16 protein-coding genes are annotated in these 15,761 nt (G+C 34.0%); 12 read left to right on the top strand and 4 right to left on the bottom strand.

All coding sequences use genetic code 11. From position 1 onward, the window contains the following. Positions 1 to 53: 53 nt before the first annotated feature. Complete coding sequence (locus LPC20_RS10405; protein ID WP_229325147.1) at positions 54 to 1,292, bottom strand: chloride channel protein; 1,239 nt, start codon at positions 1,290 to 1,292, stop codon at positions 54 to 56. Positions 1,293 to 1,528: 236 nt separating this feature from the next. Here LPC20_RS10405 and LPC20_RS10400 point away from each other — a divergent pair, with 236 nt between their 5' ends. From LPC20_RS10400 to LPC20_RS10355, 10 genes are all read left to right on the top strand, one after another. Then, positions 1,529 to 2,221 (top strand): hypothetical protein, encoded by a 693-nt coding sequence (locus LPC20_RS10400; RefSeq protein WP_229325145.1) that lies wholly within the window; start codon positions 1,529 to 1,531, stop codon positions 2,219 to 2,221. 58 nt (positions 2,222 to 2,279) lie between these two features. Further along, on the top strand, positions 2,280 to 3,809 hold the full coding sequence (gene guaA, locus LPC20_RS10395) for a glutamine-hydrolyzing GMP synthase (RefSeq protein WP_229325143.1): 1,530 nt from the start codon (positions 2,280 to 2,282) through the stop codon (positions 3,807 to 3,809). Positions 3,810 to 3,910: 101 nt separating this feature from the next. Further along, positions 3,911 to 5,095, top strand: coding sequence for a hypothetical protein (locus LPC20_RS10390; protein WP_229325141.1), 1,185 nt, complete (start codon positions 3,911 to 3,913; stop codon positions 5,093 to 5,095). Between the two features lie 6 nt (positions 5,096 to 5,101). After that, positions 5,102 to 5,338 (top strand): DUF3820 family protein, encoded by a 237-nt coding sequence (locus LPC20_RS10385; protein ID WP_229325139.1) that lies wholly within the window; start codon positions 5,102 to 5,104, stop codon positions 5,336 to 5,338. Positions 5,339 to 5,482: 144 nt separating this feature from the next. After that, the gene (locus LPC20_RS10380) at positions 5,483 to 7,096 is read left to right on the top strand and encodes a CTP synthase (protein ID WP_229325137.1); all 1,614 of its coding nucleotides are present in this window, start codon (positions 5,483 to 5,485) and stop codon (positions 7,094 to 7,096) included. Between the two features lie 49 nt (positions 7,097 to 7,145). Next, positions 7,146 to 9,050 (top strand): membrane protein insertase YidC, encoded by a 1,905-nt coding sequence (yidC, locus tag LPC20_RS10375; protein WP_229325135.1) that lies wholly within the window; start codon positions 7,146 to 7,148, stop codon positions 9,048 to 9,050. 68 nt (positions 9,051 to 9,118) lie between these two features. Continuing rightward, on the top strand, positions 9,119 to 9,835 hold the full coding sequence (locus LPC20_RS10370) for a toxin-antitoxin system YwqK family antitoxin (RefSeq protein WP_229325133.1): 717 nt from the start codon (positions 9,119 to 9,121) through the stop codon (positions 9,833 to 9,835). 54 nt (positions 9,836 to 9,889) lie between these two features. Beyond that, positions 9,890 to 11,080, top strand: coding sequence for a tRNA 2-thiouridine(34) synthase MnmA (gene mnmA, locus LPC20_RS10365; RefSeq protein WP_229325131.1), 1,191 nt, complete (start codon positions 9,890 to 9,892; stop codon positions 11,078 to 11,080). Between the two features lie 15 nt (positions 11,081 to 11,095). Further along, a complete protein-coding gene (locus LPC20_RS10360; protein ID WP_229325129.1) occupies positions 11,096 to 12,046 on the top strand; it encodes an NAD(P)H-dependent flavin oxidoreductase in 951 nt (316 codons plus the stop codon). Then, the gene (locus LPC20_RS10355; protein WP_338083178.1) at positions 12,046 to 12,462 is read left to right on the top strand and encodes a hypothetical protein; all 417 of its coding nucleotides are present in this window, start codon (positions 12,046 to 12,048) and stop codon (positions 12,460 to 12,462) included. The genes LPC20_RS10360 and LPC20_RS10355 overlap by 1 nt, the downstream gene beginning before the upstream one ends. Here LPC20_RS10355 and LPC20_RS10350 read toward each other — a convergent pair whose 3' ends face one another. Next, the gene (locus LPC20_RS10350) at positions 12,463 to 12,903 is read right to left on the bottom strand and encodes a DUF4268 domain-containing protein (RefSeq protein WP_229325127.1); all 441 of its coding nucleotides are present in this window, start codon (positions 12,901 to 12,903) and stop codon (positions 12,463 to 12,465) included. Between the two features lie 90 nt (positions 12,904 to 12,993). Between LPC20_RS10350 and LPC20_RS10345 the strand changes: the two genes are divergently transcribed. Beyond that, the gene (locus tag LPC20_RS10345; protein WP_229325125.1) at positions 12,994 to 13,638 is read left to right on the top strand and encodes an NUDIX hydrolase; all 645 of its coding nucleotides are present in this window, start codon (positions 12,994 to 12,996) and stop codon (positions 13,636 to 13,638) included. A 77-nt stretch (positions 13,639 to 13,715) separates the two neighbouring features. Beyond that, positions 13,716 to 14,525: a lysophospholipid acyltransferase family protein gene (locus LPC20_RS10340; RefSeq protein ID WP_229325123.1), complete on the top strand. Its 810-nt coding sequence runs from the start codon at positions 13,716 to 13,718 to the stop codon at positions 14,523 to 14,525. 28 nt (positions 14,526 to 14,553) lie between these two features. On the opposite strand, the gene LPC20_RS10335 is transcribed toward LPC20_RS10340, so the two are convergent. After that, positions 14,554 to 15,168, bottom strand: coding sequence for a hypothetical protein (locus tag LPC20_RS10335; RefSeq protein WP_229325121.1), 615 nt, complete (start codon positions 15,166 to 15,168; stop codon positions 14,554 to 14,556). 5 nt (positions 15,169 to 15,173) lie between these two features. Further along, positions 15,174 to 15,668 (bottom strand): RNA polymerase sigma factor, encoded by a 495-nt coding sequence (locus LPC20_RS10330; RefSeq protein ID WP_229325120.1) that lies wholly within the window; start codon positions 15,666 to 15,668, stop codon positions 15,174 to 15,176. Positions 15,669 to 15,761 lie beyond the last annotated feature (93 nt).

The following is a 15,761-nucleotide window of genomic DNA, read 5'->3' as shown; positions in this document are numbered from 1 at the left end:
ATTCCAAACTTGTGGAAATTTAGTCTGACAACCCAATTGATGAACTTCAAATCCTAGCGATTGATTTTTTGGTACAAATGGTATTTAGGTCCTTTCACAATTTGCGAAGAGTAAATTCCAACAGAACCTGAAGAAAAATAAGCTACAACACAAGCAATTCCAATAAAAATTCCGCTTTCAATTCCAAACAATTCCATTCCCATAACAGTACAAGCAATAGGAGTATGGGTTGCCCCAGAAAAAACAGCAACAAACCCCATACCTACTATAAGTGCTATTGGTAAAGGAACAACAACAGATAAAGCGCTTCCTAAAGTAGCTCCTATGAAGAACAGCGGAGTTACTTCGCCTCCTTTAAAACCAGCTCCTAATGTAAAACCGGTAAATAGTATTTTTAAAAGAAAATCATAGGAATCATTAGGTGTTGAAAAGGCTTTCACTATTTCTGGAATTCCTAAACCAATGTATTTTGTGGTTCCGATGAAAAAAAGGATAATCGCTAAAATAGTACCTCCAATTAAAGGTCGAATCGGAGCATATTGAATGTATTTTGAAAATAAATGGCTCCAAAAATGAGCTGATCTAGAAAATAACAAAGCCGCTAAGCCAAAAATAATTCCGACTCCAATAGTCCAAAGTAAATTGGTACCATTTAATTCGGCTAAAATAGGAATACTGTAATGTGTGTGTGTCACTTGCCACAACTCTACTGTATAATAGGCAGCATAAGCTACCGCAAAAGACAAAAACACACTTTTAAGATTGATTTTACTGAAATACACTATTTCTAGAGCAAATAAAGCCCCGGCCAAAGGTGTTCCAAAAACGGAAGCAAATCCGGCGCTAATGCCTAAAATAAGAATTGTTTTTCGATCGTTTTGATCCAATTTAAACCAGTTCGAAAATTGGTCGGCAATGGCTCCACCCATTTGTACTGCCGTTCCTTCGCGTCCAGCCGAACCTCCCACTAAATGAGTAATTAAAGTGCCAATGAGAACCAAAGGCGCCATTTTGAACGGGATGGGTTGCTGCGGATTTTCGTATTCTTCTAAAAGCAAATTGTTGCCTTTTACTACTGAAGCCCCATAATAATGATATACTAAACCAATGAGTAAGCCACCAAGTGGCAATAACCAAATGATCCAGTTATTGTATTCTCTAATTTGGGTAACCCATTCTAATACTACTAAAAATAAAGCAGATGCCGAACCAGAAAATAGTCCTATCAAAGCACATATAACCATCCATTGAAAGGAAATGCGTACTATTTTTTGTAGGGATATATTTTGCATTAGCATTTTTATTGTGGCTCAAAAATAGGTTAAATTCTGGAATCATTTATTTTTGATTTTAAAAAACAATCCAACTAAACTTAGAATTCATTTTTTGTATTCAAGCTTTGAACGCATCCTACTTTAATTATTCCTTTAGAATTGAACAGTATTTTGTTAAGAAATTTCAAATACGTTAGGCATAAAAAGTATTTATACTATTTTTGTGTATTGAAGTAATAGCAGTGCAAGGTATAATGAAACAATTATTTTTTTTTATTGTAATTTTTGGATGGACATATCAAGTACAAGCTCAAAGCGAGTTTTCTACTAAGTTCAAAGCTATCCCTGCAGTAAAATTTCCAATTGCACAGAAAAAATTGCCTGAGCCCAAAAAAACTACTCCAGCTAACTCTGATATTCCATCTATTAAAGCCCCTAATGTTTTTAATAGTCCAGAGGCACAATTTACTAAACCAGCGCCTGCAAAATCCTATCAGTTAGGACAAACCAATGGTTTTTCTATGATTCAAAAAAATGAATTTATTAAGCCAGGCGGGGAAGTAGAAGCGCGTTTGAATAAAAAAGAAGATGATCCAGGCGCTATCATATACAGAAGAAATCAAAATTTAGGAGATTTTAAAACCAAAGCAGATAAAGCTAGAGTGATGTATAGAGATGCTGAATATGTTGATGGAGATGTTATTCGAGTTTATTTGAATGATAAAATTATAGAAAGCCAAGTGACACTTGAAGGTGTTTTTAAAGGGTTTGAAATTGTATTGGAAAAAGGGTTTAACAAAATTGATTTTGAAGCATTAAATCAAGGAACTTCGGGCCCTAATACAGCTGAATTTAGAGTCTATGACGACAAAGGAAGTTTGATATCGGCAAGCCAATGGAACCTTGGGACAGGCTTTAAAGCAACGATTTTATTGGTTAAAGAATAAAAAGCTATTTTTTTCAAAATCCATTTTTCAATTCCGAATTTTAAAAGTATTTTTGCGCATGCAACACAACGTACTTATTTTAGATTTCGGATCGCAATACACACAGCTTATTGCGCGTAGAGTTCGCGAATTAAATATATTCTGCGAAATTTTTCCTTACAACAATTTTCCAACAGATTTATCACCTTACAAAGCCGTAATTTTAGGTGGAAGTCCATTTTCTGTTCGTGCAGAGGATGCTCCTCATCCTGATTTGTCTCAAATTAGAGGTAAATTGCCTTTGTTGGCAGTATGTTACGGAGCGCAATATTTAGCTCACTTTAGCGGTGGAGAAGTTGCTGCTTCCAACACGAGAGAATACGGAAGGGCGAATCTATCCTATATAAAAGAAGATGAAATTTTCTTTCAAGGAATTTCTCCAAACAGTCAAGTTTGGATGAGCCATAGTGATAGCATTAAAGCGCTGCCTACTAACGGAGTTAAATTAGCGAGTACACACGATGTAGAATTTGCTGCCTACCGAATAGAAGGCGAAACTACCTATGCAATCCAATACCACCCAGAAGTGTATCATTCTTCCGAGGGGACTAAAATGTTAGAGAACTTTTTAGTTCATATTGCTGAGGTGCCTCAAAACTTTACACCAAACGCTTTTGTTACCGATATGGTAGCCGAATTGAAAGAAAAACTTCAAGACGACAAAGTGGTTTTGGGTCTTTCTGGTGGAGTTGATTCAACCGTTGCGGCAGTATTATTGCACCAAGCTATCGGTAAAAACTTATATTGTATTTTTGTTAATAACGGTTTACTTCGTAAAAACGAATTTCAAAGTGTATTGAATCAATACAAAGGAATGGGATTGAATGTTAAAGGAGTAGATGCTGGAGATCGTTTCTTGTCTGAGTTGGCAGGAGTAAGTGATCCAGAAACCAAACGTAAAATCATTGGACGTGTTTTTATCGAAGTTTTTGATGATGAATCGCATTTAATTGAAGATGTAAAATGGTTGGCGCAAGGAACTATTTATCCTGACGTAATTGAGTCGGTTTCTGTAAAAGGACCATCAGCAACCATTAAATCGCACCACAATGTGGGTGGTTTACCTGATTATATGAAATTACAAATTGTAGAACCTTTGCGTATGCTTTTCAAAGATGAGGTGCGTAGAGTAGGTGCTACTTTAGGAATTGATCCAGAATTATTAGGGAGACATCCTTTCCCAGGTCCAGGTTTATCTATCCGAATCTTAGGAGATATTACACCAGAAAAAGTACAAATTTTACAAGATGTTGATGCTGTATTTATTGAAGGATTGAAATCTTGGGGATTGTATGATAAAGTTTGGCAAGCAGGAGCTATCTTGTTGCCAGTAAACAGTGTAGGGGTTATGGGTGATGAGCGTACGTACGAAAAAGTAGTGGCGCTTCGTGCTGTGGAATCTACTGATGGAATGACGGCAGATTGGGTACACTTACCCTATGATTTCTTGATGAAAATTTCTAACGAAATCATTAATAAAGTAAAAGGAGTAAATCGTGTGGTGTATGACATTAGTTCAAAACCACCTGCCACAATTGAGTGGGAATAATTAGTACTTAAATTGAACGTTTTAATTGAAACGGTATCAGATTTTATCCTAAATTTGATACCGTTCGATTGTTATAAAGGAATCGGTTAATAAAGAAAAAAATGAACTGTTATTTTAAAATACTTATTGGTGCGCTTTTGTTTGTCAACGGAATTGTTGCGCAAGAAATTACGACAACTCAAAATCAAAGTAACACATTACAGTTAGAGAAACCCTCGATTAATCAATCGAAAAAGGTAGCATTGCTACTGCCTTTTAATTTGACTAAGGTACAAAATGACACGGTTAATACTTTTGCAGATCGTTTGAAGAAAGATAAATTTTTGAATATGACTTTGGATTTTTATTCGGGTGCAATACTAGCTATTGATTCGATTAAAAAGTTAGGAATTTCAATAGATGTAAGTGTTTTTGATTCGGAAGAAACCAAAACCAGCTCCAATATAGCCAAACTTATTAACGACAATCGGCTAGATACTTTTTCAGCAGTTATCGGTCCTTTTTATCAAGCAAATATTGAGAAAACGGCGGAGTTATTATCGGCATCTCAAGTGGCAGTGATTTCTCCTTTGTCAAAAGAAGTTGGAAAATCATTTCCTAATTTGGTTCAAACCATTACCTCTTCCAATATAATTAGAGCTGCTATTTTTGATTTTATGCGTTCCAAAAATGGAAATGTGATTGCAGTAGTAGATAAGAAGAAAGTATCTGTAAAAAAATATATAGCAGAGAATCAAAAAGACGTTCGCTTTGCGGCTTTAGATCCAAATGGAGCTTTGAATGTGGGTAGTTTAAAATCGCAATTGGTAAAAAATAAAATCAATTATGTGGTTATGGAAACTGCGAATACCAGTATGATTAAAGCCACCTTAACTGCTTTGTTGAGTGTGCAACCTTTTTACAATGTGCAATTAGTGATTTTGGAACCTAATGAAACATTGGATACTGACGAAATTGAATTTGAAAGTTTAATCAAATTAAAGTTGTTGTATCCATCAATGAGTAGAGAAAATGACTCGGCCGAAGCTATGTTATTTGAAAATACATATAAAGCAGAAAATAAAATTACTCCAAGTGTTTTCGCCATTCGGGGCTTCGATGTCACTTTCGATACCTTGATGCGTTTGTCTCAAACCACCTCTTTTTTAGACAGTCTTTCGATTCAATCTACTGAACAAGTAGAGAGTAAGTTTGAATACGTCAAAACAGAAAATGGTGGATATGCAAATAAGGGTACTTATATTTTATATTACGATGCCGATTTGAAAGTTAAAGTGGCAAAGTAAACTGAAATGGAAAACGATCAAAAACAATTAATCAAACTGGCACATACTAAAATGCCTTTTGGAAAATATGAAGGTTGGCATTTGATCGATTTACCCGAATTTTATGTGGTTTGGTACAATAACAAGGGATTTCCAAAAGGCGAATTAGGTCAACAATTGCAATTAGTTTATGAACTAAAATTAAACGGATTAGAAGACTTAATTCGAAATATTAAAAAGCAATATCCTAAACCCGTTAAATAGAAAAAGACATATAAAGAGCATTTTCAAAGCAGTCTAATTTTATTGAAAATTTCCTATTTTCACAATTTTAAATTCGTATTTTCTCAATATATAATTGTATTTTTGCTCCGTTTTTTACACAACTACAATACAAACTAATACAGAATGAATCAAACGAAATATATTTTTGTTACTGGCGGTGTTACTTCTTCTTTAGGGAAGGGTATTATCGCGGCCTCATTGGCGAAATTATTACAAGCAAGAGGATACAGAACAACTATTCAAAAGTTTGATCCGTATATTAATGTGGATCCAGGAACATTGAATCCTTATGAACACGGTGAATGTTATGTTACTGATGATGGTGCAGAAACCGATTTGGATTTAGGTCATTACGAAAGGTTCTTAAATGTTCCAACTTCTCAAGCGAATAATGTAACCACTGGTAGAATATATCTTTCTGTAATTGAAAAAGAACGTAGAGGAGAATTTTTAGGGAAAACCGTTCAGGTAGTTCCTCATATCACCAATGAAATTAAAGACAGAATGCAATTGCTTGGTAAATCAGGCGATTATGATATTGTCATTACTGAAATTGGTGGTACTGTGGGTGATATTGAGTCATTACCTTATATCGAATCGGTACGTCAATTGGTTTGGGAATTGGGAGAAAATAACGGAATTGTGATTCATTTGACATTAGTGCCGTATTTGGCTGCAGCCGGAGAATTGAAAACAAAACCAACCCAGCACTCAGTAAAAACCTTGATGGAAAGCGGAATCAAAGCGGACATCTTAGTTTGTAGAACTGAACACGAGATTTCGGACGAAATCCGCAACAAATTAGCCTTGTTTTGTAATGTAAAAAGAGAAGCGGTTATTCAATCAATTGATGCTTCAACTATTTATGAAGTACCTAACTTAATGTTAGAAGAAGGGTTGGATGTTGTTGCCTTGAAAAAACTAGATTTACCTAAAAAAGCAGCTCCCGATTTAAAAAATTGGAATACTTTTTTAAAGCGATTAAAAAGCCCTAAACATACTGTCAATATTGGTTTGGTAGGGAAATATGTAGAAATGCAGGATTGTTACAAATCTATTTTGGAAGCTTTTATTCATGCTGGTGCAGCTAACGAAACCAAAGTAAATGTAATTTCCCTTCATTCTGAATATATTGACGCATTGAATGTTAATGAAAAATTAGGTGGATTAGATGCTGTTTTAGTAGCACCTGGTTTTGGAGAAAGAGGAATTGAAGGAAAAATCGAAACCGTTCGTTATGTAAGAGAAAATAAAATCCCATTTTTTGGAATTTGTTTAGGAATGCAAATGTCGGTAATCGAGTATTCTAGAAATATATTGGGTCTTGCCGATGCTAATTCAACAGAGATGAACGAGAAAACGCTGAATCCTGTGGTGAACTTAATGGAAGAGCAAAAAACAGTTACAGACAAAGGTGGAACTATGCGTCTAGGTGCTTGGAATTGTGACATTAAGCCAGGAACATTGGCTCATAAAATTTATGGAGCCACTTCTATTTCAGAACGTCACCGTCACCGTTATGAATTCAATAGTGCTTATTTAAGCCAATTGGAGAAAGCGGGATTAAAGGCTTCAGGAACTAATCCGCAAACCGGTTTGGTTGAAATTGTAGAAATTGAAGATCATCCGTTTTTTATTGGAGTACAGTACCACCCAGAATACAAAAGTACAGTAGCTAATCCACATCCTATTTTTGTGAATTTTGTGGCTGCGGCAGTAAATGCAAAGAAAAAATAATCTCAAAGAAATTCGTTTCTTTACACAATAACTTTTTTTAAAAAATAGAATGGAAGAAAAAAAATTAGATCTTAATTCAATTATTGGTTTTATATTGATTTTTGGAATCTTGATTTGGATTATGTATCAAAATCAACCTGATCCTAAAGTAATTGCTGCTGAAAAAGCTAAAAAAGAATTGGTTGCCAAGGCAGCTAAAGCAAAAGAGTTAGAGCAAAAAATCATTGAGAAAGCTGCTGTTGCGGTGGTTGAAACTGGTGATTCAACTCAATTAGTACAATTACAAAAAACCTTAGGGAGTTTTGCTTATTCAGCTACTCTTCCATCTGCAAAATCCGATTTTACTACTCTAGAAAACGAGGTGGTAAAATTAAAAATTGCCAATAAAGGAGGTTTTATTGTAGAGGCTGTTTTAAAACAACACGAAAAGTTTAAAAAAGGTTCTGGTCAATTAGTAGAATTAATCAAGGATAACAATACCAATCTGAATGTAGTTCTTCAAACTTCTGACAACCGAACTTTGCAAACCAAAGATTTGTTTTTTGAACCTAGTGTTTCAAAAGTGGGTGAGGATCAAATCCTGTCTATGAAATTGAAAGCTGGTGCTAATGAGTATTTGGAATACAAGTACATTTTGAAACCAAACGATTATATGATTGGTTTTGATGTTCGTTCTCAAGGTTTAAATAAAGTATTAAACACTGCTAAACCATTGGATTTACAATGGAGTATGAAAACGTACAGAAACGAAAAAAGTATTTCTTATGAAAATAGGTATACTGAAGTGTATTTCGAACACAAAGATGGTAAAATTGACTATGTTAGCCAAGGTGAAAACTCAGAAGAAAATGCAGAAAATGCTACTTTCGTTGCATTTAAACAACATTTCTTCTCTACCATTTTATTGACAGATAAACCTTTTGCTTCCTCTAAATTAGTCTCAAATGACTTAGTGAAAGACGAAGCTATCGATACTGTATTTACAAAACAATTCACAGCAGAAATCCCTTTGGCTTTTTCAAATGGAGAAATAGACTATAAGATGAATTGGTATTTAGGACCAACAGATTATCAAATTTTAAATGATTATGATAAGAATTTAGAAAAAATTATTTCTCTTGGTTGGGGAATCATAGGTTGGATTAACAGTTTTATCTTTATCCCATTATTTGGTTTCCTAGGTTCTTACATTTCGTATGGTATTGCGATTATTCTCTTTACCATATTAATTAAATTAGCGATGTCGCCAATTACGTTTAAATCGTTTTTGTCTCAAGCTAAGATGAAGGTATTGCGTCCTGAAATTACTGAGTTGGGTGAGAAATTCAAAAAAGATCCAATGAAGAAACAACAAGAAACAATGAAGTTGTACAACAAAGCGGGTGTAAATCCAATGGCGGGTTGTATTCCAGCTTTGATTCAGTTACCGTTTATGTATGCCTCATTTCAGTTCTTCCCATCAGCTTTTGAATTAAGACAAAAAAGTTTCCTTTGGGCAGATGATTTGTCTTCTTTTGATGAGGTTGTGAAATTACCGTTCCATATCCCGTTGTATGGAGATCATATTAGTTTGTTCCCGGTTTTAGCCGCAATTGCGATTTTCTTTTATATGAAAATGACTACTGGAGATCAACAGATGGCAGCTCCACAGCAAGAGGGAATGCCAGATATGGCGCAAATAATGAAAATTATGATTTATGTGTCGCCATTAATGATGTTATTTTTCTTCAATAGTTATGGAGCAGGTTTGAGTTTGTATAACTTTATTTCGAATTTGATTACTATTGGAATAATGATTGTCATAAAGAAGTACTTTATAGATAGTGATAAAATTCACGCTCAAATTCAAGAGAATAAATTGAAGGAACCAAAGAAACCAAGTAAGTTCCAACAAAAATTACAAGAAGCTATGCAACAAGCCGAAGCGCAGAAAGCACAGCGAAACAAAAAATAAAATAAAAAAAATCTCGATATATTTCGAGATTTTTTTTGCGATACGAATTGTTAAAAAAGATAGTAAGTATGAAAAACAGGTTTAAAAAATCTATTCAATGGGTTTTGTTTTTGATGAGTTTTGGATGTATTCAAGCTCAAGAAGTCTTTAATAAAGTTGATGCTAAAGGATTAAAACAGGGAATTTGGAAAGGGGTTTATGAAGAGTCAAAAAGACCACGATACCAAGGAACTTTTGAAAACGGTAAAGAAGTGGGACTATTCCAATTTTTTGATGACACCCAAAAAGGAACTGTTATTGCAACGCGTGAATTTAATCCAAAAGATAATTCAGCGTACACTATTTTTTATGACCAAAATAAAAATAAGGTAAGTGAAGGTAAAGTAGTGAATAAACTTTTTGAAGGGGAATGGATTTACTATCACTACGCATCAACTGCTGTAATGACAAAAGAGAATTATAAAAACGGCAAGTTAGAAGGAGTGCGAACCGTTTATTTCCCTAACGGGAAAATGGCAGAACAAATTAATTATGTCAACAATTTGAAGCAAGGCGCCTATAAAAAGTTTACTGAAAGCGGAATTGTTCTTGAAGAATCATCCTTTTCTAAAAATGAATATGATGGAGTAGCTATTTTTAGAGATGTCAATGGAGTTGTTATTTCCAAAGGTGCATTTTCAAAAGGAGTAAAAGTTGGAATTTGGGAAGTACTAGAAGATGGTAAATTAGTAAAGAAAAAGAGTACTGATTTATCTCCAAAAACCAAAAGTACGTTACCTAAATAATCTTAATCTAAGTAAATAGTTGTAATTTTACTTTTTTAATAATTTAATATAATCGTGAAGAAACGAGTAGTTGTTGGACTTTCAGGAGGTGTTGATTCAAGTGTAGCTGCGTATTTATTACAGCAACAAGGCTATGAAGTCATAGGTCTGTTTATGAAAAACTGGCACGACGATTCAGTTACCATTTCTAATGATTGCCCTTGGTTAGAAGACAGCAACGATGCATTATTAGTAGCTGAAAAATTAGGAATTCCTTTCCAAACGGTAGATTTAAGCGAACAATACAAAGAAAAAATCGTGGACTATATGTTCAACGAATACGAAAAAGGACGAACTCCAAATCCCGATGTATTGTGCAATCGCGAAATCAAGTTTGATGTTTTTATGAAAATTGCCTTAAGTCTTGATGCGGATTATGTAGCAACGGGACATTATTGTCAAAAAGGCGAAATTGAAGTGGATGGAAAAACAATATTTCAACTAAAAGCTGGGGCGGACAATAATAAAGATCAATCCTATTTTTTATGTCAATTATCACAAGAGCAATTGGCAAAAGCCTTATTTCCAATCGGGAATTTAACCAAGCCAGAAGTGCGTGAAATTGCCGCACAAATGGATTTAATCACTGCCGAGAAGAAAGATTCGCAAGGGTTGTGTTTTATTGGTAAAGTACGTTTGCCTGAATTTTTACAACAAAAATTACAGCCTAAAGAAGGTGTAATTATACAGATTGATAAAAATCATCCAGTCTATAATTCTACTCAACCTGAAGGACTTTCATTAGAAGAGCGTTTGGCTTTTGAATCCAATAAAATTCAATATTCCCCAGATATGGGTAAAGTTGTTGGGAAACATCAAGGTGCTCATTATTTCACTACAGGTCAACGCAAAGGACTAAATGTTGGTGGAACAACAGATCCATTATTCATTATCGCAACTGATGTTATAACAAATACAATTTATACTGGATTGACTAGTCATCATCCTGGATTGTTTAAAAAAGCGTTGTTTATTTCTAATTCAGAATTGCATTGGGTTCGTACCGATTTGGCTTTAGCCAAGGGCGAATCGATGGAAGTTATGGCACGTATTCGTTACCGACAACCTTTACAAAAAGCAACTTTATACCAATTTGAAACCGGAATGTATGTAGCCTTTGAAGAACCACAATCAGCAATAACGGAAGGTCAATTTGTAGCTTGGCATTTAGGTGATGAGTTGATGGGTTCAGGAGTAATTTCATAATTTAGTAGTAACAATATGAATAGTATCACCTCACTTTTTAATATCAAATATCCAATTATTCAAGGAGGAATGATTTGGAATAGTGGCTATAAATTAGCTTCTGCAGTCAGTAATGCTGGTGGTTTAGGTTTGATTGGTGCTGGATCTATGTATCCAGAAGTTTTGAGAGAACACATTCGAAAATGTCAAAAAGCGACTTCCAAACCTTTTGGAGTGAATGTGCCAATGTTATACCCAAATGTGGAAGAAATCTTAAAAATAATTGTTGAAGAAGGCGTAAAAATTGTTTTTACTTCGGCCGGAAATCCAAAAACTTGGACTCCGTATTTGAAAGAAAATGGACTGACAGTTGTACATGTTGTTAGCAGTTCCGTTTTTGCCTTAAAGGCGCAAGAAGCTGGCGTTGACGCTATAGTAGCTGAAGGCTTTGAAGCTGGAGGTCATAATGGGCGAGAAGAAACTACTACGCTCACATTAATTCCAATGGTGAAGGAAAAAATTAAAATTCCATTAATTGCAGCAGGAGGAATAGCTACCGGAAGGGGAATGTTAGCCGCAATGGTTTTAGGTGCTGACGGGGTTCAAATGGGAAGCCGTTTTGCTGCTTCTATCGAATCTTCAGCGCATACTGATTTTAAAGAATCTATTGTCAGTTCAAAAGAAGGTGATACCCAATTAACATTAAAAGAATTGGCTCCTGTTCGTTTGATTAAAAATAAATTTTACCACGACGTTCAAGACTTATATGCAAAAGGAGCTACTCAAGAAGATTTAATTCAATTATTAGGTCGCGCAAGAGCAAAAAGAGGTATGTTTGAAGGAGATTTAGAGGAAGGAGAATTGGAAATTGGTCAAATAGCAGGGTTAATCAATGAAATTTTACCAGTAAGCCAAATTTTTAACAACTTACTTTCAGAATTTTATTTGGCACAAAAAGAGAGTGCTCAATTGCTTTTCAATTCTTAATGATGATACAAAAACTGCTTTTCATAGGGTTGCTTTTTTTTTGTTTTGGTTCCCAAAAAGCCAATGCTCAGTCGTACAATTTTAATACGTCTGGATTTAGTGTATTGGAAAAAAGTGCAAATGGGAAGTGGGGTAAATGGTCTGATTTAGAATTGGCTAATATTCGAGTTACATTGGATACCAATAAAAACCGAATAGTAATTTATTCTCAAGTAATCCAATTGTTTCAAATTTTAGACTACCAACCTTCTAGCGAAAGCAAAACCGATATTGTGTATACTTTTAGTTGCGTTGATAATGATGGAGTTGATTGTACTTTATCAATTATTACTCGAAAAAATCAGGACAATAGAAAGCAATTGTATATTAATTATGGCGACCAAATAATAGTATACAATATCTTTAACGCGGATTAATTAGTCCAAATCAATATCTTTAATGAACTCATCGTATTCGGCATAAAATAATTCTAATGCCGCCATTTTATCATTGAAAAAATCAAAAATGATATCCCAATAATTACGATTACTAACACTTACATCCGTTTTTTCAATCCAAATTCGGCTAATGGTTTTTCCGTTTTCTAAAAAGAAATTTTTTTCGAAAACCAAATCCTTTACAAATTCTTCTTCTAAAATAGTTCTAAGAGCTTCTAATTTCTCAAAATAGGCAATTCTTTTTTGGTCGTTACGCGATTCGATATCAATAAGTACTTGCGCCTTTTTATTATCGACAAAAAATTTAAAGGAAAAATCTTTTATTTTGGTATCGTATAACAGCCATTTTCGAGGGTATTTTTCTGCGAAAGCAATCCAAAATTCACGCTTCAATCGTTGTGCTTCTTCCTTACTATACATTATTTCCTTTTTTTAATCGATAGTTTGCGCAATTGTAATTTCTAAACTACATTTAGCAATGCATTGTTTGTGCAAAAATAGACTTTGAATATGAATTTCCAAGATTTTTTACAATTTGTTCCTCAATTCATTTCTGCTGAATTACCGGCAATAGATGCGCATGTAAAAATGGCTCCTTTGGAACGAATTATGTCAAAACCCAATTATAAAGATTCTTTACCAAGAACCGCTGCAGTTTTAATGTTGTGTTATCCCAAACAAGAAGAAACCCATATTGTATTGATTGTTCGAAATGAATATGAAGGAGTGCATTCAGCTCAAATTGCTTTTCCAGGAGGAAAGTTTGAAGAAGAAGATACAGACTTTTCGAATACAGCTTTACGAGAAACTTTTGAAGAGGTAGGGGTCCATCCTGATCAATTGGAAATTATTAAGTCATTCACAGAAGTATATATTCCGCCAAGTAATTTTGTAGTTCATCCTTTTTTCGGACTCTGTCGAGATGAAATTCGTTTTATTCCAGATCCCTCAGAGGTCGCTCAAATAATTGAACTTCCAATTTCTACTTTATTAAATGATTCCATAGTTGTAGAAACTGAGATACCCACTTCGGAAACAACTTCGATAGTATTGCCTGCTTTTAAAATTGAAAATCACATTGTATGGGGAGCTACTGCTATGATGTTGAGCGAGTTAAAAGAGGTGTTGAAAGTAACTTTAGAAGCTAAGTTGTAGCCACTTCTTGTTTCAGATTTCATCAAAAATATTTTTTGTAAGTTTGCCACCTCAATAAATTTAAACACACTAAAAGTATGGGATTGTTAAAGAGAAATCCTTTTGGCCATATCCTATTTATCAAAAAATGGCTCATCCGAATTTTAGGATGTTTGACGCATAGACGATATAGAGGATTTAATGAATTGCAGATAGAAGGTTCTGAAATAATCAAGAATTTACCAGAATCTAATGTTTTATTTATTTCGAATCATCAAACCTATTTTGCAGATGTTGTAGCTATGTTTCATGTTTTCAATGCTAGTTTGAGCGGACGAACAGATTCCATTAAAAATGTGGGTTATTTGTGGCAGCCTAAGATGAATGTGTATTATGTTGCTGCCAAGGAAACCATGCGCGCTGGATTATTACCTAGAATATTAGCTTATGTTGGAGCTATTTCAGTTGAACGAACTTGGCGTGCTAAAGGAGTGGATGTTACAGAAAAAAGAGATGTAAATCCTAATGATACTGAAAATATTAAATTAGCTCTAGCTGATGGCTGGGTTATCACCTTTCCCCAAGGAACAACAAAATCGTTTAAACCAGTTAGAAAAGGAACGGCTCATATAATAAAAGATCATAGACCTATTGTAGTTCCAATTGTAATTGATGGATTTAGACGTTCTTTTGATAAAAAAGGACTTCGAATGAAAAAGAAAGGAATTTTGCAATCATTTATCATCAAAGAGCCTTTAGAAATAGATTATGAAAATGATAGTATAGAAGATATTGTTGAAAAAGTAGAGTATGCAATTGAACAACATCCCTCTTTTTTAAAGGTAATTCCTGCTGAAGAATTGGAAGAACAAGAAAAATTAAATGCTTTGCGAAAATGGGATTTATAAAAAAAAAGAGGCTTTAGCCTCTTTTTTTTTATTCTATTTTTTTAAGTTCCTCGTAGTTAGTTTTCAATTTATTCAAAAAATTTCCATACAGTAGTTTATAGAATCCCCAAATCAACAGCATTATAAACAGCATAGCGAATATAAATGGGATTATCATTCCAATTCCATTGTCAGGAATACTACCTGGTTTTCCGGATTCTTTCCAACTATCATTCCACCCATCGATAAAAGCAAATGCACCGATATATCCAGTTATTAATATATTCCAATATATATAATAGTTCACTATTTTCCGTGTGGTTAAAATGTGTTGAATTAAAAGCGTTGCATTATTTAATATGGAGATGGTTTTGTAGTTTTTAAAAAATAAAATTATGAAACCTAAAATGACAAAATAGTTCAGGTTTTCTAATAGGCTTAGATAAGGATGTAATTCATCGTATTTAGAATAGTAGGGATCTTGTGGAAGTAACAATCCTATCCCATTCAAAATGACAAATTCTAATATGCTTACAATCAAAATCCACTTCACTATAGAAGATGATTTTTTATGAATCATAGCATAAATGTCTTTTTCGCTCAGTTGTTCAAAAGAACCCTCATTCTTTTGCCAATCTTTTTTAAGTAAATCCAGCTCTTTCATATTCATTAAGGATTTAATAGTTTTTTTAATTTTCCTTTTATTCGGTTCATTTTTACTCTTGCATTCACTTCAGTAATTCCTAGTGTTTCGGCAATTTCTGTGTAATCTTTGTCTTCCAAATACATGAAAATGAGGGCCTTTTCTATGTCATTTAGCTGATAGACAGCTTTGTATAATAATTTGAGTTGTTCTTCTTCTTCGTAATTGTAACTAACCTCAGGGATAAAGTGGGAGTTCCCTTCATAGCCTACAGTATTTATAGATCGCTTCGTCTTTCGGTACAATGTAATGGCAGTATTCAAAGCAACACGATACGCCCAAGTAGAGAATTTACTATCACCTCTAAACTTAGGATAAGCTTTCCAAAGCTGAATCGTAATTTCTTGGAACAAATCTTTATGCGCATCCTCATCCTCAGTATACAATCGACAAATTTTGTGGATTATATTCTGATTCTCTTGAAGTTGTTTGACAAAAGAGTGCTCTAATTCCGATTTCATATTGGGTTAGTAGTAGGTTGTGTTGTTTTGTTACATATTTTTTGCAGCTATGGCACTATGCCGCAATTGATTTTTGATATTGAATTTGCATTT

The sequence above is a fragment of the Flavobacterium ammonificans genome, assembly GCF_020886115.1.
Lineage (GTDB): Bacteria > Bacteroidota > Bacteroidia > Flavobacteriales > Flavobacteriaceae > Flavobacterium > Flavobacterium ammonificans.
This window is presented reverse-complemented; position numbering and strand designations above follow the sequence as displayed.